The organism is Flavobacterium sp. 38-13 (assembly GCF_001899155.1).
GTDB classification, from domain to species: domain Bacteria; phylum Bacteroidota; class Bacteroidia; order Flavobacteriales; family Flavobacteriaceae; genus Flavobacterium; species Flavobacterium lindanitolerans.
This window is the reverse complement of record NZ_MKVG01000014.1, coordinates 342,600-361,185: the sequence shown is the minus strand read 5'-3', so window position 1 is coordinate 361,185 and position 18,586 is coordinate 342,600. Positions and strand designations below refer to the sequence as shown.

14 protein-coding genes are annotated in these 18,586 nt (G+C 38.3%); 5 read left to right on the top strand and 9 right to left on the bottom strand.

Features of this window, described 5'->3' with window-relative positions:
* The first annotated feature begins 26 nt into the window (after positions 1–26).
* Complete coding sequence (locus BGO88_RS09950; protein ID WP_056069570.1) at positions 27–902, top strand: alpha/beta hydrolase; 876 nt, start codon at positions 27–29, stop codon at positions 900–902.
* A gap of 13 nt (positions 903–915) precedes the next feature.
* Here BGO88_RS09950 and BGO88_RS09945 read toward each other — a convergent pair whose 3' ends face one another.
* Positions 916–2,586 (bottom strand): S8 family peptidase, encoded by a 1,671-nt coding sequence (locus tag BGO88_RS09945; RefSeq protein ID WP_286706767.1) that lies wholly within the window; start codon positions 2,584–2,586, stop codon positions 916–918.
* 160 nt (positions 2,587–2,746) lie between these two features.
* On the opposite strand from BGO88_RS09945, the gene rluF reads away from it, so the two are divergent.
* Positions 2,747–3,571 (top strand): 23S rRNA pseudouridine(2604) synthase RluF, encoded by an 825-nt coding sequence (gene rluF, locus BGO88_RS09940; protein WP_056069564.1) that lies wholly within the window; start codon positions 2,747–2,749, stop codon positions 3,569–3,571.
* A gap of 44 nt (positions 3,572–3,615) precedes the next feature.
* On the opposite strand, the gene BGO88_RS09935 is transcribed toward rluF, so the two are convergent.
* From BGO88_RS09935 to BGO88_RS09925, 3 genes are all read right to left on the bottom strand, one after another.
* Positions 3,616–4,497 carry a bifunctional 5,10-methylenetetrahydrofolate dehydrogenase/5,10-methenyltetrahydrofolate cyclohydrolase gene (locus BGO88_RS09935; RefSeq protein WP_056069561.1) on the bottom strand — a complete coding sequence of 294 codons (882 nt, stop codon included), beginning with the start codon at positions 4,495–4,497 and terminating at the stop codon, positions 3,616–3,618.
* An 83-nt stretch (positions 4,498–4,580) separates the two neighbouring features.
* Entirely contained in the window at positions 4,581–5,918 is a 1,338-nt protein-coding gene (gene ffh, locus BGO88_RS09930; protein WP_056069559.1) for a signal recognition particle protein, read from the bottom strand.
* 124 nt (positions 5,919–6,042) lie between these two features.
* The gene (locus BGO88_RS09925; protein WP_286706766.1) at positions 6,043–7,413 is read right to left on the bottom strand and encodes a LamG domain-containing protein; all 1,371 of its coding nucleotides are present in this window, start codon (positions 7,411–7,413) and stop codon (positions 6,043–6,045) included.
* A 180-nt stretch (positions 7,414–7,593) separates the two neighbouring features.
* On the opposite strand from BGO88_RS09925, the gene BGO88_RS09920 reads away from it, so the two are divergent.
* The 3 genes from BGO88_RS09920 to BGO88_RS09910 are packed head-to-tail and all read left to right on the top strand — an operon-like array spanning position 7,594 to position 11,390.
* Positions 7,594–8,118: an RNA polymerase sigma factor gene (locus BGO88_RS09920; RefSeq protein WP_056069553.1), complete on the top strand. Its 525-nt coding sequence runs from the start codon at positions 7,594–7,596 to the stop codon at positions 8,116–8,118.
* A gap of 39 nt (positions 8,119–8,157) precedes the next feature.
* A complete protein-coding gene (locus BGO88_RS09915) occupies positions 8,158–9,054 on the top strand; it encodes a FecR family protein (protein WP_286706765.1) in 897 nt (298 codons plus the stop codon).
* Positions 9,055–9,110: 56 nt separating this feature from the next.
* Positions 9,111–11,390, top strand: a complete 2,280-nt coding sequence (locus BGO88_RS09910) for a TonB-dependent receptor plug domain-containing protein (RefSeq protein ID WP_286706764.1) — start codon at positions 9,111–9,113, stop codon at positions 11,388–11,390.
* A 37-nt stretch (positions 11,391–11,427) separates the two neighbouring features.
* On the opposite strand, the gene BGO88_RS09905 is transcribed toward BGO88_RS09910, so the two are convergent.
* The 5 genes from BGO88_RS09905 to argS form a co-directional block, all read right to left on the bottom strand.
* Positions 11,428–11,886 (bottom strand): hypothetical protein, encoded by a 459-nt coding sequence (locus tag BGO88_RS09905; RefSeq protein ID WP_286706763.1) that lies wholly within the window; start codon positions 11,884–11,886, stop codon positions 11,428–11,430.
* Between the two features lie 101 nt (positions 11,887–11,987).
* Complete coding sequence (locus tag BGO88_RS09900; RefSeq protein WP_286706762.1) at positions 11,988–13,676, bottom strand: MBOAT family O-acyltransferase; 1,689 nt, start codon at positions 13,674–13,676, stop codon at positions 11,988–11,990.
* A complete protein-coding gene (locus BGO88_RS09895; protein ID WP_286706761.1) occupies positions 13,676–15,109 on the bottom strand; it encodes a LysM peptidoglycan-binding domain-containing protein in 1,434 nt (477 codons plus the stop codon). The genes BGO88_RS09900 and BGO88_RS09895 overlap by 1 nt, the downstream gene beginning before the upstream one ends.
* Positions 15,102–16,550 (bottom strand): SGNH/GDSL hydrolase family protein, encoded by a 1,449-nt coding sequence (locus BGO88_RS09890; RefSeq protein ID WP_101471497.1) that lies wholly within the window; start codon positions 16,548–16,550, stop codon positions 15,102–15,104. Before BGO88_RS09890 ends, BGO88_RS09895 begins: the two co-directional genes overlap by 8 nt.
* A gap of 22 nt (positions 16,551–16,572) precedes the next feature.
* Positions 16,573–18,348, bottom strand: a complete 1,776-nt coding sequence (argS, locus tag BGO88_RS09885) for an arginine--tRNA ligase (RefSeq protein ID WP_056069538.1) — start codon at positions 18,346–18,348, stop codon at positions 16,573–16,575.
* Positions 18,349–18,586: the final 238 nt, after the last annotated feature.

Genomic DNA, 18,586 nt, shown 5'->3' with positions numbered 1-18,586 from the left:
TCCCGATAATCATCGGGACTTTTTTTATGAAAAAGATAAGCAATTTTCTTCTCGCCAAATCTGTAGGATTGTATATCAACCTGCTCAGTTACGTATTTCCAAAGAAAGCGTCACAACTGGCCTATAAGTTTTTTAGCGAGCCAAGAACAGGAAAGCTTTTCTCAAATCAGATGCCGGATGTACTGAAAAATGCCAAAACAGAAATCCTAAACCTTCACGAACACCAATTCCCGGTATATATTTGGGAAGGTAATGACACCTATGTATTACTTGTGCACGGATGGGAGAGCAATGCTTCGCGTTGGGAAAACTTTCTCCCTTATTTGAAAGAAAGCGGCAGCACAATTATTGCCCTGGATGCGCCGGCTCACGGCTTGTCATCAGGAAGAGAATTTAATGTGCCCCGATATGCCGAGTTTGTAAACGTAGTGGTTGAAAAATACAAACCGCAATTTTTAGTAGGACATTCCATGGGTGGGGCCACTTCCCTATATTACCAACACCTTTACCAGAATAAGGCCGTAGAAAAATTAGTTTTATTGGGCGCTCCTTCTGATTTACAGACTTTGGTTTTAAATTATGCAAAATTGCTGAGCCTGAATCTAAAAGCCATCAGCATGATTGAGAACCATTTTATGGAACATTTCAAAATCAAAATTGAAGAATTTTCCGGAAAGGTATTTGGCTCGAAAATTAAAATAAAAGGGCTCATAGCCCATGATATTGATGATGATGTGGTTTCCTTTGAAGAAGCTAAAAAAATAGTAAGTTCCTGGAAAGAAGCCGTCTTTATAGAAACCAAAGGCCTGGGACATAGCATGCATGATGACATGCTGTATCAGAAGATATGCTCTTTTCTGTTTGAAAAAGACAATTATAGGGATAAAAAAAGAGCATCTTAGTGATGCTCTTTTTTTATTTCTTTACTATTTTTTTAGTCTGCGTTTTGTTTCCATCAGTAACTTTCACAAAATACAGTCCCTGTGAAAATGAACTCAGGTCAATTGTATTTTCCTCAGCTATTGCTCCTTTATGAACAAACTGCCCCAAAGAATTGCTGATTTCAACTTTTGCATTTGCTGACAGGTCTTTTGTTTTGATAGTCAATCTGTCCTGAACCGGGTTAGGATAGGCTATAAATTCCAGTCCCGTCCATTTTTCCCTGCTTAAAAACTCATCCTGAATATAAAGGATGGCTGCCTCCATATCCGGAAACTGGCCAATATTTCCTGTAGTTGCTGTTCCTTGTGGCAAACCGGTATTTTTAAGGAGATTCCTCATCTGTACAGAAGTCATATAATTTCCGGTAAGACTATGATAATAGGATTGCAAGACAATGGCACAAGAAGCCACAATAGGCGTTGCCGAACTCGTTCCTGAAAAATTGGTATAATATTGATTGAAATCACCTCCTATTTGCTGTGCATCACCATAACCCGATGAAAAAACACCCGTTCCCCAGCCTTGTACATCTACCCTGTCACCATAAGTACTAAAAGAAAGCTTATTGTGATTTATTGTATTATCTCCGGCTCCAACAATAATGGCTCCGCTATTGCCTCTGTTTCTATAGCTTTGATAAACCGCATCATCCAGATTTTCCGCACCATTGCCTGCAGCAGCTACGATTACCATTCCGGCATCGGTTGCTGCTTTGGTCAAATCCCAAATTGTACCAGTATATTCTGCCGGTCCATAATTTCCCTGGGCACCTGTTGCCTGCATCTCATAAATCAAAACATCGCCTGCTGTAGAATTCGCTATAGCCTGTGTAACGGCATTAACACGATTATATCCGGATTGCTGCCATTCCGGAGCAAGCATCATTTCTGCAGCTCCATAAGCCATCCCTGAAATGCCATAAGCGCCTTTATCTCCATATACGATACCAAAAACTGCCGTTCCGTGTTCCGTGAAACTTACACTGGCACTAGCAGAAATTGTCATTCCCGGTGCTATCGAAACATTTCTTTCATTTAAATCTTCATGGCTGGCATTAAAACCATATTCTACATCACGTACTCTTATTCCTGCTCCCGTAAGATTCAATCCCCAGGCATAGGTCATGTTTACACCGGGATTGGGCCTGATATAGGTTTGGTTTACCTCAAAATTTGGCGTTGTCGGGGCAATATCGTAAGGTGGTTGTACAGGCTCTAAAGAATTTAATGAACAATATTCCACTTCCTGAAGTCCTTCCAGTTTTTTTGCCAGTTCCAATAGCCTTTCGTTGGTAGGATTGTCAATTCTTACTTTAAGTATGTTGCGCAATTTTGCTACAGAATTTCCCTTTCCGGTAAGTTCAATTGCCTTTTGCTCCATTTCTTCAAGCTTTTCGTCAGAAATCAATATTCCTTTTTCCAAAACAATATTATATTCTTCCTGCAATGTCTTAAAGTCCGGTATTTTTTCAAGAGCCACAGCCTGGTAAGCCTCTCCTTCAAAATGCAACGTTGGTTGAAAAGAAACATACAATTCGTGAGATGCACTTCCTTTTTCCAAAACAAAACTGCCTTTCCTGTCCTGCCCGAAGGAAACGGATAGCGAAAACAAGGCACAACTTATAACAAGAGTAATTTTTTTCAAAATAATTGGGCTTTAGTTATTATGCATAAAAATCTGATGCAAGATATATATTTTTCAGACACACTAACTTGGCACTTATTAATATTTATCTGTTTCAAAGCAACTTATATAAATAATCAGGATGTTTTCCTAAAAAGCAAATTAACCCTACCTTTGCATTATGGAAGAAAATATCAAGCGTCTCAATAAATTTATTGGCGAAACAGGCTATTGTTCACGCCGTGAGGCAGACAAACTTATCGAAGAAGGCCGTGTAACCGTTAATGGCTCTGTAGCCGAAATGGGCACAAAAGTTTCCCAAAATGATGAAGTGCGTATTGACGGAAGGCTGATTGTTGAAAAAAAGGAAAAGCCAATTTATCTTGCTTTCAACAAACCGGTGGGAATTGAGTGTACAACCAATCAGGAAGTCAGGAATAATATAGTTGACTATATTAATTATCCTACTCGTATTTTCCCTATCGGACGTTTGGACAAAGCCAGTGAAGGTTTGATTTTTATGACAAACGACGGCGATATTGTCAACAAAATTCTGCGGGCACGTAATAATCACGAGAAAGAATATATCGTAACCGTTAACAGACCGATTACAGACCGGTTCATTGAAAGAATGAGCAATGGGGTTCCTATTTTAGATACTGTAACCCGGAAATGTAAGGTTGAGCAGGTTAGCAAATATATTTTCAAGATAATCCTTACCCAGGGACTGAACCGCCAGATTCGCAGAATGTGTGAGTATTTGGGTTATGAAGTTACTGCACTGAAGCGTATCCGTATTATCAATATTTCATTAGATGTTCCGGTTGGCAGATACAGGGAACTGACAGACAAGGAAATAAAAGATATGAACCAACTGATTGAACCTTCAAGTAAAACAGAAGAAGCAAGCCTTCCAAAACCAGAACCGAGGCAACCTCAGCAAAGAGTTATCCGAAAAATTCCACCAAGAAATAAGGACAATAGAAATTTCAGAAAAGACAGATAAAAAATAAACCCAAGACGAAAGCCTTGGGTTTATTTTTTTCTTATTTAATCTCTCAAAAGTTTCTGTTCTCTTGCCAGAAGCGTATTTTTAAGCAGCATGGCAATAGTCATTGGACCAACTCCACCGGGAACAGGCGTAATAAAGGATGCCTTTTTGCTTACAAATTCAAAATCCACATCTCCGGTAATTCGGTATCCTTTTTCACTATCATCGTTAACACGTGTAATTCCCACATCAATTACCACAGCATCATCCTTCACCATTTCTGCTTTCAGGTAGTTTGGCACTCCCAAAGCTGTAATGATAATATCTGCCTGAGTAGTGATTTGGGCAATATTTTTAGTGTAGCTATGGGTTAAAGTAACCGTGGAATTTCCGGGAAAACCTTTGCGTCCCATCAAAATACTCATTGGTCTGCCAACGATATGGCTTCTTCCAATAACTACGGTGTGTTTTCCTTTCGTTTCTACACCATATCTTTCCAACAATTCCAAAATTCCAAATGGCGTAGCAGGAATAAAAGTACTCATATCCAAAGCCATTTTCCCGAAGTTTTCCGGATGAAACCCGTCAACATCTTTTTTAGGGTCAATTGCCATCAATACTTTTTGCGTATCAATCTGGTCTGGCAAAGGCAATTGTACAATGAATCCATCGATATTGTCATCTTCATTCAATTGCTGGATTTTTTTTAGAAGTTCTGTTTCAGAAGTAGTACTTGGCATTTTTACCAGGGTCGATTCAAAACCTACTCTTTCGCAGGCTTTTACTTTACTTCCCACATAAGTAAGACTGGCACCGTCATTACCCACAATTACGGCAGCAAGATGGGGCACTTTTTCGCCCTTTTCTTTCATTTTCTGCACTTCGGCAGTAATTTCATTCTTGATGTCATCCGAAACTTTTTTTCCGTCTAGTAGTTGCATTCTCTTTTAGTTAGTGTTGTTTATAAAAATTTTTAGGGCTTAAAATTTCAGCCCGAAACTTTAAGCCCTAATGTATGTTTTAGTTATCTCATTCCTTTCATTCCCCCCATCATTCTCATGAGGTTTTTGCCGCCACCGCCTTGCATCATTTTCATCATTTTGCTCATCTGGTCAAACTGTTTCATCAGCTGGTTGACTTGCTGGATATCCGTTCCGGAACCTTTTGCTATACGGTTTTTTCTTTTCAGGTCGATAATTGCCGGTTTGCTTCTTTCGCCCGGTGTCATGGAATGAATGATAGCTTCAATATGTTTGAAGGCATCGTCTTCAATTTCCACATCTTTTAATGCTTTACCGGCACCCGGAATCATTCCAACAAGGTCTTTCATGTTACCCATTTTTTTGACCTGTTGTATCTGAGTCAGGAAATCATCAAAACCAAATTCGTTTTTGGCAATTTTCTTTTGCAGTTTTCTTGCTTCTTCTTCATCAAACTGTTCCTGAGCTCTTTCTACCAAAGACACAACGTCTCCCATTCCCAGGATTCTCTCTGCCATACGGTTAGGATAGAAAACATCAATAGCATCCATCTTTTCACCCGTACCAATAAACTTAATTGGCTTGTTGACAACAGATTTGATAGAAATTGCAGCTCCACCACGCGTATCACCGTCCAGTTTCGTCAGGATAACCCCGTCAAAATTCAACCTGTCATTAAATGCTTTTGCTGTATTCACTGCATCCTGTCCGGTCATCGAATCTACAACAAACAGAGTTTCCTGTGGTTGGATTGCCTTATGAACGTTTGCAATCTCGGTCATCATTTCTTCATCAACCGCCAAACGACCAGCCGTATCGACAATAACTACATTAAAGCCATTTGATTTCGCATGTTTGATAGCATTTTGTGCAATTTCAACAGGATTTTTATTTTCCGGCTCAGAATATACTTCTACACCAATCTGCTCACCTACTACGTGCAACTGGTTTATCGCCGCAGGACGGTAAATATCACAGGCAACCAATAGCGGTTTTTTATTCTTTTTCGTTTTAAGATAATTCGCCAGTTTTCCGGAGAAAGTTGTTTTTCCGGAACCTTGAAGTCCTGACATTAAAATCACCGTTGGATTGCCTGAAAGATTAACTCCCGCTGCATCGCCTCCCATCAATTCAGTCAATTCATCCTTAACCAACTTTACTAAAAGTTGTCCCGGCTGCAAGGTTGTCAAAACGTCCTGACCGATTGCTTTTTCTTTTACTTTGGTTGTAAATTCTTTTGCAATCTTAAAATTGACATCGGCATCAAGCAAAGCACGGCGCACTTCTTTAAGAGTGTCTGCCACGTTAACTTCCGTGATTTTTCCATGTCCTTTTAATATATGGAACGCTTTATCTAACTTATCGCTTAAATTATCAAACATAATGATTTTCTTTATTGAAGGTGCAAAGATAAGAGAAAGACGGTAAGTATCAAAGAGACAGCAAAGCAATCGTAAATAAAAAAAACCAGACATCGCTGCCTGGTTTCCCGTCTTAACTAAACTACTAATTATCTAAACAATTATTATTATCGCCTTCTAATTGGAAAAGCGTTGTGACCTGTTGTGGCGTCAATGCTTTTCTGTAAACTCTCAAATCATCCACAAAACCTTGAAAATCTTTTCCTATATAATAATCAAAAGCCTGTGTATTACTGAATAGATCTGAACCCTGATCCGAATTTCTTAGGATTCCATCTCTATAAATCTTCACATTATCTACATTTCCAGCAGCGGCGCGCTCAACTGTTATAACTACATGATGCCAATTTGTAGTATCATACCGCAAGTTAGGATCCATAAGCCAGGAATCATCCCAAACACCAAGTGTATTACCGTAGAACAAAGGTGCATTTCCGTCATATATCGCTACTCCAAATCGTGGTTGGAGATGACTCGATGTACCATTCGATTTTTCAAATATTCGCTCTAAATCACCCTCCTCTGTATTCTGCATTCTGAACCAAACACTAACTGTTAATGAATTTCCAACTTGTATATTGCGGGCCGCAGTCGTATTAAGCCTAAGGAAGTTGGTACGGGTAAATGAAATTGCGCTATTTGCATTCCCATTTCTGTCTGTCACAAATGTTGGAGCAGCAGCAGGAACAGCATAGTCTCCACTAACCAAATCACGAACTTCATTTGCAAAAGGCATATAAATTATCAGGTCGTTGGTTAATATATTCGGATTCGGGCATTGGTTATTGATACAGTCCTGAATAGCACCTGTCATTTCTATATTGTTTCGGATGGTAACCTGATTGCCTTCCCTGTTTGTTATGGTAATTGGATAATCGACTGCATAAAATTCAGTAGCGTTCAAATTGAATAACAGTAGAAAAAACTCCATATCATTACGAATGGTATAAGTATGCGCCAATTGGTAATTACTGTTGTACCCAAAAACACGTATTGGGTAATGAATGGAAACACATGAAATATTCCTCTGTTCCGGTTCAGGCTCCTGGCACGCGTCTTTTAATGCATCGAATTGTGTCTGATTTTGAACAACTACTTCGCTGTAATCCGGATAAATAATTGTAATCGGGAATACAAAATCCACATAATCCTGGTCGGTGTCTGTCACTTCAAAAATATCGTTTACCAAATGGTAATCATTTTCTGTATTGATAGTAACCGACTGGCTGTTCACAATCAAATTGACCGGTAATTTTATGCTAAAACAACTTGTACTGTCAATGACATTATCATCTGCCGTTGCATTCATCGACACTCTTTTCATCAGGCCTGTCAATGGTGCTGTCTTACTTAAAGTCTCTTCATTCTGGCGTGTTTCGTTCTCTTCATCCTGACAGGAAATGGCAAAAACGGCAATACAGCTCAACACTAAAATCGATTGTAAAACTTTTTTCATATTCATAATTATTTGGTTTATGGTTTTGCTATAAAACAAGCAATACCAAAAATACCCTACCCGGGCAAACCACTTTTTTTAATTAAAGCCTATATTTGGAAAACTTAAAAAAATAATGAGATATAAAGGTAGGGTTTTTATCATCTTAACTGTTATACGTCAGGAACTGTCTTTAACTGTATGGAAGAAATAAAAAAAATCGGGAGCATCTGCGAAGAAATTGTCTTTTCGGATTTCTTTCGTTCCCATGCAAAAACCTTACGGAATTATCTGTTGTATAAGTTTGGCAATGAAGAACAGGCTAATGATATGTGCCAGGAGGCTTTTGTAAAACTTTGGGAAAACTGCGCCAACGTGCCTGTAGGCAAAGCAAGATCATTTCTGTATACGGTTGCCAATAATGCAACCTTAAACCAGATTGCACATCAAAAGGTAGTTTTGAATTATGTAAAAAAAGAAAGTTCTTCACAGCATACTAACGAAAGTCCCGAATTTATTTTAGAAGAAGAACAGTTCAAAAAGAAATTAGAACGCGCTATCCAAAACCTAAGTGAAAGCCAAAGAACGGCTTTTCTTTTGAATAGGATTGATGGCAAAAAATACAGTGAAATTGCAATTCTGCTCGACATCAGTGTCAAGGCTGTGGAAAAAAGAATACATGGAGCCCTGGTTTCTTTGCGACAGGAAATTGAAAATATAAAGTAGGGTTTTCCCGCAGTTGTCTGTTTTTTAATAAAAAAAGCAATGGAAAATAATGTTGATTTAGCAAAGTGGCTGGCCGGAGAAATGACAGGAAGTGAATTGGAGGCTTTTGAAAAATCGCCTGAATTTGCTACCTATCAAAAAATTAAAAACTATTCGGGTAGTATGGAAGCTCCAGCTTTTGATACTGACGAATCGTATCAAAACGTTATAAAACAAGTAAAAAAGGAACCGGTACGAAAGCAAAACTACTGGTTTATAAAACTAGTCGCTGCTACTCTTGTAATCAGCCTGGGAACAGTGTTCTATTCAAAAAACAAGACCACTACCCAATATGCAGAAGCCGGGCAGAAAACAACTTTTTCTCTTCCTGACCAATCAGAAATCGTACTGAATTCTGATTCAAAAATCCAATATAAAAAATGGAAATGGAAAACCAACAGAAGTTTGAAGCTTGAAGGTGAAGCTTTTTTTAAAGTTGCCAAAGGCGAAACGTTTGACGTGAATACCAGCCTTGGAAAAGTAACGGTTGTAGGCACACAATTCAATGTCAAATCCCGAAACCGGAATTTTGAAGTGGAATGTTATGAAGGAAAAGTAAAAGTTGCCTTTGAAAATAAGAACTTCCTGTTAGAAAAAGGAAACCGCATTACGGTACGAAATGGAAACATAACCGCTACAGTGCCGCTGAATACAGAAAAACCAAGCTGGCTTTTGAACGAAATAAAATTCAGCCAAAACAACTTAAAAGAAGTCATGGACGAAATTCAACGCCAGTACGGTATTGAAATTGAATATCCTCAAATTCATTCGGGTCAGTATTTTACCGGGACAGTTCCGGCAGACAATATTGATACGGCCATGAAAATTATAGGCAAGGTGTATCATTTGAATTATATAAAAGCATCTGACAAAAAGATTATTTTGAAGAAAGAATGAGGAAAATAACCTCGCGATTATTGTTGTTTTTGGTGTTATTTTTCGCGGGCCAATCGATGCTGGCTCAAGAAGAAAGCCCTGTTGTACCCTTAAAAGAAATTCTTGCCAACTTATCCAAACAGTATAAAATCCAGTTTAATTTTCTTGAAGAAGAAGTAAAATATATTTCGGTCATACCGCCTTCACCTGAATTGAGCTTGTCTGAAAAACTGCACTATTTAAGCAACCGGACGGCATTGACTTTTGAAAACATAAACAATCGCTATATTGTTATTACTTCACAAAAGCAGGCAATTACTATAATTGACTCAGTTAAAGGTATTCCTATTCCTCTTGAAGAAACGGTTATTGAAAAATACCTGACCAAAGGCATTGCCAAAACCGCAGAAGGAAATCTGGTCATAAAACCTAAAAAATTCGGGATACTTCCAGGGCTGACGGAAGCAGATGTATTGCAGACCATGCAACAGGTTCCGGGAATTTACAGCGCTGACGAAACGGTTTCCAACATCAATGTGAGGAGTGGCACCCACGACCAGAACCTGTTTTTATGGAATGGAATCCGGATGTTCCAGACCGGACATTTTTTTGGGTTGATTTCTGCCTTTAATCCGTCACTTCCACAAAAAATAACCATTTCAAAGAATGGCACTTCTGCCTTTTATGGAGAAAGTGTTTCCAGCACTATTGCTATATCTTCTTTTCCTGAACCTATTGAAAATACGGCTTCCAGCATCAGCACTAACCTCATTGCGGCACAGTTCAATTCTAATATAAAAATTTCCGACAATTCCAGCTTTCAAATTTCCGGCAGGCGTTCCTTTACGGATTGGGTCAATTCTCCAACCTATCAGAACTTATATAATCGCGTTTTCCAAAATACTATCGTAACCAATATTGAAAACAATGAAATCTCTGATTATCACACAGACGAGAAATTTTACTTTTATGATTTTACCGCCCAATACCAGCAAAAAATAGGCTCCAAGTCTGAAGCCACGGCCGCATTTATAGGAATCAACAATTCACTGGACCTTGACCAGAACATGATTTCCGAAGGAATCCAAAAATCCCGGAACAGTGATTTGAGTCAGCAAAATTTTGGAGGTATGTTAGCACTAAAAACAGTCTGGAATGATAATATTTCCAGTAAAATTAGCGGCTATCTTTCCTATTACAATCTCAATTCAAAGAATGAAGCCGTAGAAAATAACCAAACGCTGGTTCAGCAAAATACGGTTATCGATATGGGATTCCGATTGGAAAACAGACACATCCTGAATCCAAACATGGTTTTAAATACAGGCTACCAATACAACGAAACCGGAATCAGGAATTTCGAAGACATTGATAATCCGGGATTTTCCAAAAGCATTAAAGAAGTCTTACGTTCCCATTCTTTAATTTCTGAAGCCGAAATGCATTATCTCGACGGACATCTTTTTATAAAGCCGGGCTTCCGATTTAATTATATTGAAGAATTAGAAAAATATATTTTTGAACCGCGCCTGCAATTCAATTACAGACTCACACAGGAAATAAGCATAGAAGTTCTGGGTGAACTAAAAAGCCAGACCGCCTCACAGGTTATTGACCAGCAGCAAGACTTTCTTGGTATTGAAAAAAGACGTTGGGTTTTGGCTGACGACCGCTCTATCCCGATACAAAAAAGCAGGCAGGCTTCTGTCGGGTTTACCTACAACACATCAGATTGGCTGATTTCTTTAGATAATTTCTACAAAAAAGTAACCGGAATTACAACACCAAGCCAGGCATTCCAGAATCAATTGGAATTTATAAAACTCAATGGCGATTATACGGTATTGGGTTCCGAATTTCTGATACAGAAAAACTTTGACCGATTTTATTCCTGGATTAGCTATAACCTGAGCAGCAGCGAATACAATTTCGGGACACTCCTACCTTCTCAATTCAGCAACAATTTCCAGATAATCCACAATATCAATTGGGCAGTGATTTATGATTGGAACAATCTTAAGGTAGCTTTAGGTACTAAATGGCATTCCGGAAGACCGGAAACCACTCCGGCAACAAATCTCCTGGATTTGAGTAATCCGGCAAAACCTGAAATCTATTATAACTTCCCAAACAATAAAAACTTAAGCGATTATTTTCAGGTAAATTTTTCTGCTGCTTATTGCTGGAAGTGGAATTCAAAAAACCAACTGGAACTAGGCATATCAGTTCTTAACCTATTGAACAAAAAAAATACGATTAGCCGTTATTATAGGGTGAATGATAATAATGCTATAGAAAGCTTCAATACCTATTCATTGGAAAGAACACCTAATATTGCTTTGAAATTTAATTTTTAAAGTCAAAAAAAGCCGGTCTTTTCAGACCGGCTTTTTGTTATTCTACATTTTTTTCAAAAGTCAGGTAATCCGTTCCACTACCACCGCCACTCACGTCAACAAGCCTGATTTTTGTTGGGGTTGTTTCCAGAATATCCCAATCATCGCTTAAATCTGCAAAAGTAGCCGGTGCAGTAAAGGAAATATTAAAGTCGATGTCATTTGCTGAATCATCGTCACGTGTTACACTCCATACACCCTGATAATTATTGGTACCATTGTTAGCTATGAGAATATCACCAGCTCCAAAAGTAAAATTATAGTTTGTAAAATTATCGGTTTTAATAGTCCCGCTATCTATATAACTGGTAATTCTCCAGCTACCTGAACGGGCAATATTGGTAACCTGTTGAATTGTTGCATTTGTCGACGATGAATTACTGTCATCATCCGAGCTACAAGCTGTTGTAAAAAACAGTGTCATAGCAAATACTCCAAAAATTAGCTTCTTTTTCATAGTTGGTCGCTTTTATAGTTAAAATAATATTCTATTAACAATAATAACGAATTTATCCGTTTATTTATTACAAATAAATCTTAAAATAATACAAAAAAATACTAAAACTGGAAATAGATAAAAGGCTGCGGGCCTGCTGTTGCAGTAGCATAGACTATCCAATAGACGAAGCCTAATATCAAGGCTTTACCAACCAGCGGAGTTTTGTCAAAAGCCAGCTTCATGTTTCTGGTAATGCCTTCCGGAAGGAAATGCCAGACATAACCTATCAGCATCAAAAGAAATACATTTTTATAGCCCTGAATGATAATCTGCCATTGTTTTGGGTCAAAAGTAAGCTGCCCAATATTATTGATTACCTGTAAGGCCGTGTCAAAGTCTTTCGCTCTGAAAAACAGCCAACAGAAAACCACAAAATGAAACGTTAGCAAAACAGAGAAAAATCTCCAGATATAGCTGAAAGCATTCTTTTCACCATCTTTTTTGGATGGGAAGAATTCCAAAAAGATTTTGTGTACTGCCAAAGCAATTCCGTGCAAGGCGCCCCAAATAATAAAACGCAAACTGGCTCCATGCCATAATCCTCCCAACAGCATTGTGGTGAGCAGGTTGACATTGGTAAACATAGTTCTTTCCCTGTCTTTTGAAAGGATAAAGGTAAGGCTGAAAAGCACCAGGGAGGAAACGGCAATAATCAGCGGAATATGGCTGATTGTAGAATAACTGATTCCCCAAACCACCAATCCGAAGAAAAACAGTGCCGGAAAAAGGAATCCCGCAAAAGAACCATTACGGTTTCCACCAATCGATATGTATAGAAAATCTTTTAGCCAGGTAGAAAGCGAAATATGCCATCTTCTCCAGAATTCAGTTATAGAAGCTGATTTATACGGAGTCCTGAAGTTCGTAGGTAATTTGAATCCAAGCAATAGTGCTACACCAATCGCCATATCTGAATATCCGGAAAAATCACAGTAAATCTGAATCGCATAGCCATAGGAAGCCATCAGGTTTTCAAACGCCGTATAGCTGGTTGGTGCGTCAAAAACACGGTCGACAAAGTTGACGGAGATATAATCCGAAATGACCGTTTTTTTAATAAGTCCTCCAATCAAAAGAAATAAAGCCGCATTGACATCTTCTTTGGTAAGATTCAGTTTTTGGTAAATCTGCGGTAAGAAATCTTTGGCTCGGACAATTGGACCCGCGACCAATTGCGGGAAAAACGACACAAAGAACAGGTATTCAATATAATTATTGGTAGGAACAATTTCCTTTCTGTAAATCTCAATAATATAACTTATCGATTGGAAAGTATAGAATGAAATACCAACAGGCAACAGTATGTCATGGAATGCGAAATGGCCATTAAACATATCATTATAAGTACCTATCAGGAAATTGGTATATTTAAAATAACCTAAAAGTCCTAAGTTCAGGATGACGCTGAGCCAGATATAGAATTTACGCCAGCCTTCCCTGTTCTCCCGATAAATGACGCCGCTGAGATTATAATCGACAACGGAGGACAAAATCAGCAAAAGAAAATAAATCCCGCTTGACTTGTAATAAAAGAAAAGCGAAAACAGAATGACATATACCAATCTTAAATAAAAGGTCTTACGCAGAAAAGCATAAACCAGATAAAAAATCAGGAACATTCCTAAAAACAATCCCGTATTAAAAAGCAAAGGCTCTTTCGGATTGTATATAAACCAGCCTTTCACCTGCTCTAAAGTGATTGCTCCAAAGGTTTGAATAAACCAGTCATTTATGCTGTTGATCGTCATTAATTCTCTGTACCTGATTTAAAATTATTGTATGCTTTTAGAAATGCTTCCGACAAAAGATTTCCTTGTTTTTCATAACCTGCTTTGGAATAGTGAACTCTGTCTCCCGACATGAGTCCTCTTGCCGCATTACGCTCCACTCCATACAAGCCCCCAAACTGGGAATACAAATCCCAAACGGCAAAGCCTTTTTCTTCTGCCGATTTCAGTATATTTTCTGAATAATCGGCTGCAAATGTATTTGGAAATTTCCTTTTAAACAAGGAAGGCGGTGGTGTCGACACCAATACGGAAGCGTTTATATTTTGAGCCTTTAAATTCTCCAGAAACAGGTTGAGCTGTACCATATATTCTGAAGAAACGGTCTTGTCGAAAGTTTCATTTGTTCCTAAGGAAAGGACAATCATGTCCGGCTGCAATGCTTTCAGTTGTTCGAAAAACAGCGGATATTTGTTGTAATCTGAGAATTTTGCTCCGTTAACTCCAATACTGCTATAAATAACACCCGGATTATTATTTTCCAACACCAGTCCGTTCAATGCAAATTCTGAAGCCTGAGGTTCAGGAATAAGATAAATCTTGCTTAAAGGAGTGTCACTTGTATAATAATGCGTTAACTGATTGGACTGTATATCCAAAGGAATAAATTCCGACCTTGAAATGGATTTTTGCTGCATTTCATTGGTAGGAATCCTGAGCGTCTTTCCGGCGCGGATATTATTCGACTTTAGATTATTTGCTTTTTTTAATTGGGCAACCGAAATACCATATTTTTCAGCAATAATAGAAACAGCTTCCCCTTTTTTAATCTTATGCGTAATCTTTTTAGGAACGCTCGATTCCATTACGATTGTTTTTGATGCCGTAGCAACATCAAACATATCCTTATTTTTAGGAGTAATTATCTTAATAGTATTGAAACCGTAGGAACTGTCCTTTACATTGATTTCAATGGCAAAATCCTTTGCCTTTGTCCAAAGTCCGATTCCGCTCAGACCAACAGGATGTCCTATTGCGGGATAAATATTCCGATAGCTTTCCCATGTTCTGTTTGATGAAAATCTTTCGTTATAAGACCCGTTTGTTTTGGCCAGACTGTACGGAAAAATAAATCCTCTCCCGCCGTTTCCAAATTCGCCCTGCAGTTTTTTCCGGATAACATTCGTCATCAAATCGGCCTGTATATGGGAATCACCGATATGAACAATATTGATTTTTCCTGTTTTTTGCTGCTGATTAAGGATTAGCTTTTCAAAAAATGGCTTCAATGCCTTGGTATTGTGAAAATGATTGTCGGGAATAACGATAGTTTCTGTCGTATCAATTGCTGCAACAGTATCAATTTCTACAAATATAGAATCTGTTACCTGCGCACGCATACCAACCACAGCCAATAAAAACCACAGGCTTAAAAATAATTTTAGCTTATGCATTGACGCTGTCCTTTTTAATTCCTGTTGAATCCGGAGATTTTTTTGCAGCCGGCTTTCTCTTTTGTCTTAAAGCCTTGTACTTTTCATATCCCTGATTCAGCTGTTCGTACAACAATCCTGCAATCTTTTTAGCTCCCCTGTGATTGAAGTGGGTATAATCCTTATTTGCCTTTACCGGTTCTTCTTCTACCCATTTTACCATAGAACCGTCACCACCCATTAAGGTATACAGATTCACAAATCCGGATTGGGTTTTCAAAGCATATCTCTTTTGGGCAACAGTCAACGGAACCACAGCCGAATCTGTTTTCATTTCCAGGTCGTATTTTGTTCCCTTATCTGCTGTCGAAACAATCAGTATGGCAACTCCCGGAAAGCATTCTTTCAGGTGATTTACGGTTTTGGTCATGCTTCTGTCATACCAGGTATAATCTTTCGTTCCGTAGTTCAATACGTTTGTTCCGTAGTGCAATACAATCAGGTCATAACCCAACTTGTTGTTAAATGCCTGCATTACCGCCGGATTAAATGTTGAAATAGGCAATCCGGAATTACCTCTCTGCGAGAAGTTATCGACATGCACACCTTTTCCGTCATCAAAATTGAAACCGAAGATTGGAATAGAATCGGCCTTTATAAAATCGGCCTTAAATCCTTTTATGCTGTTGGAAGAAACCTTTAGGGTATTCACCAGATTATTTGGCGTCAGGCTTTTTACAATGGTATCTTTTCCAATAATTACGTTGACTTTTCCGTTAAGATTAGACGATTTGCCATAGAAAAGCGTTGGATTGTCAAGCATGGTTGCAAATCTTGTCGTATTGGCTTTGAAGCGTACCCATTCGATATGAGCCGTGTCGTTGGCAAAAAACACATGACCGTTCACTCCAAACGGACTTCTCGGTTTTTTGACATTCAAATAGGACTGGGTTTTCCAGTTTCCGGAATATTGGTGCGTGATGGAACCTCTTGAAGCTGCCGATTCAGAAGTTATGGAAACAAAACCAACGCCCTGTCCTCCGAATTTTGCCTGATAGTCGGCTCTCAAATCCTGAACAATCATGTCGCCATCTGTCATGGAATCACCAAAATAGGCAATCCTTACATTTTCAGACTCCGGATTTGTTTCCAGCTGATAAAGCTTTTCATAAAAAGAAATCAGGTATTGGTAACCTTTATATTCTTCAAATTTTTCTGCAGGAAAAGTAACTCCAAAGGTCGGGTCAAAGACAATCTTTTTATTCACCAATGTATCCTTTGTTGTTGCCTTGACATCTTTTGCAACCGCATCCAGAAGCATACTGTCAATCAGTACGTTCTTTGAATTAGGAGCACTTTCAGAAAAAATTTTCTTGGGCAGAAACTGTTTAAACCCAATAAATGCGACAGTTGCCAGAAGCACAATTGCAAATGATTGAAAGAAATAAGATTTCGTTTTCACTTAATTGATTATGATTTATGCGTTACATTCTTTCAGGAACATCAATTCCCAAAAGGCTAAATGCCGAAGCAATAATATCGGCTACTTTTTTTGACAACTGGACGCGGAAAATCTTCTCTGTTTTATTTTCAGAACCCAAAATAGGCACGGCCTGATAGAACGAGTTGTATTCACGAACCAGCTCATACGTATAATTTGCAATTAATGCCGGGCTGTAATTTTGAGCCGCATTCTGAATTACTTCCGGAAAAGCTTCCATTTGCTTCAGCAATTCTTTTTCTTTTTCGTGCAGTACGACCGAAACGTTTTCTGAATAGTCAAAATCTGCTTTTCTGATGATGGACTGGATTCTTGCATAGGTATACTGAATAAACGGGCCTGTGTTTCCTGCGAAATCGACAGATTCTTCAGGATTGAAGAGTATACGTTTTTTCGGGTCAACTTTTAATATATAGTATTTCAAAGCACCCAATCCGATAGTCTTGTACAATTTCGCCTTTTCTTCTTCAGAGTAATGGTCGAGTTTGCCCAATTCTTCCGAAATCGTTTTGGCCGTTTCAGCCATATCCTCCATTAAATCATCTGCATCGACAACAGTTCCTTCACGGCTTTTCATTTTTCCCGAAGGCAAATCTACCATCCCGTAAGACAAATGGAAAAGATGCTGAGCCCAGTCGTATCCCAGTTTTTTCAAAATCAGGAACAACACCTTGAAATGATAGTCCTGTTCGTTTCCTACCGTATAGACCATTCCTCCTACATCAGGAAAATCTTTGGAACGCTGAACGGCAGTTCCGATATCCTGTGTCATATAAACTGAAGTTCCGTCAGAACGAAGCACTAATTTTTCATCCAGACCGTCTTCAGTCAAATCAATCCAAACCGAACCGTCAGGCTTTTTATAAAAAACACCTTTTTCGAGTCCGTGTTCAATAATATCTTTTCCTAACAAATAGGTATTGCTTTCGTAATAATAAGAATCAAAATCCACACCCAGATTAGTATAGGTTTCGGCAAAACCGGTGTAAACCCATTGGTTCATCATTCTCCAAAGATTCATTACCTGTTCATCACCTGCCTCCCATTTTTGAAGCATTTCCTGGGCTTCTAAAATAATAGGCGCCTGTTTTTTTGCTTCTTCTTCTGATTTGCCTTGCTGTATCAATGCGTTAATTTGGTCTTTATAGGCCTTGTCAAACTCCACATAATATTTCCCAACCAGTTTATCGCCTTTCATACCCGATGTTTCCGGAGTTTCATTGTTCCCGAATTTCTCCCAGGCCAGCATTGATTTGCAGATGTGGATACCCCTGTCGTTGATAATCTGTGTTTTGTATACCTTTTTACCTGAAGCTTTGATAATTTCGGCTACAGAATAGCCTAAAAGATTGTTACGAACATGTCCCAAATGCAAAGGCTTGTTTGTATTTGGAGACGAATATTCCACCAAAATGGCTTTTTCATTTTCTTTTGGGGTTACAAAACCAAAGTTCTTTTCGGTTCTGGTTTTTGCAAAAAAATCAAGATAATAGCTATCCGAAATCACAATATTCAGAAATCCGGAAACCACATTGAATTTTTCAACCTCAGCAACATTTTCAACCAGATAGGTTCCTATTTTATTTCCAAGTTCAACCGGATTGCTTTTCACCAGCTTGAGTAACGGAAAAATCACCATGGTGATATCACCTTCGAATTCTCTCCGTGTTGCCTGAAATTCTATTTTGTCAATAGTAACTCCAAACAAAGCCGAAATGGCTTTTTCAATTTGCGGTGTAAGAATTTGAGATAATGTCATTTTAAGTGTTTTTTAAGCGTGCAAAGATATTAATTCTGACTGAATTTAGGAAGGCAAAATTTTAATTCCAAAAAGATGTTTTTTCCTGTTTTAAACAAATCTGTAAGATTATTAATATACAATATCATAAATATTAACATTTAATCGGAATTATTTGTATTTCGTTGACGCGAATACCTATCTTTGCTATGAACTTTCAAATAAAAGCCCCAATTTTTATTAAGTGAGTATCAAAAAA

Coding starts and splice junctions, on each gene's coding strand:
- BGO88_RS09950 (WP_056069570.1), top strand. CDS start 27: ATGAAAAAGATAAGCAATTTTCTTCTCGCCAAATCTGTAGGATTGTAT.
- rluF (WP_056069564.1), top strand. CDS start 2,747: ATGGAAGAAAATATCAAGCGTCTCAATAAATTTATTGGCGAAACAGGC.
- BGO88_RS09935 (WP_056069561.1), bottom strand. CDS start 4,497: ATGCAACTACTAGACGGAAAAAAAGTTTCGGATGACATCAAGAATGAA.
- ffh (WP_056069559.1), bottom strand. CDS start 5,918: ATGTTTGATAATTTAAGCGATAAGTTAGATAAAGCGTTCCATATATTA.
- BGO88_RS09925 (WP_286706766.1), bottom strand. CDS start 7,413: ATGAAAAAAGTTTTACAATCGATTTTAGTGTTGAGCTGTATTGCCGTT.
- BGO88_RS09920 (WP_056069553.1), top strand. CDS start 7,594: ATGGAAGAAATAAAAAAAATCGGGAGCATCTGCGAAGAAATTGTCTTT.
- BGO88_RS09915 (WP_286706765.1), top strand. CDS start 8,158: ATGGAAAATAATGTTGATTTAGCAAAGTGGCTGGCCGGAGAAATGACA.
- BGO88_RS09910 (WP_286706764.1), top strand. CDS start 9,111: ATGCTGGCTCAAGAAGAAAGCCCTGTTGTACCCTTAAAAGAAATTCTT.
- BGO88_RS09905 (WP_286706763.1), bottom strand. CDS start 11,886: ATGAAAAAGAAGCTAATTTTTGGAGTATTTGCTATGACACTGTTTTTT.
- BGO88_RS09900 (WP_286706762.1), bottom strand. CDS start 13,676: ATGACGATCAACAGCATAAATGACTGGTTTATTCAAACCTTTGGAGCA.
- BGO88_RS09895 (WP_286706761.1), bottom strand. CDS start 15,109: ATGCATAAGCTAAAATTATTTTTAAGCCTGTGGTTTTTATTGGCTGTG.
- argS (WP_056069538.1), bottom strand. CDS start 18,348: ATGACATTATCTCAAATTCTTACACCGCAAATTGAAAAAGCCATTTCG.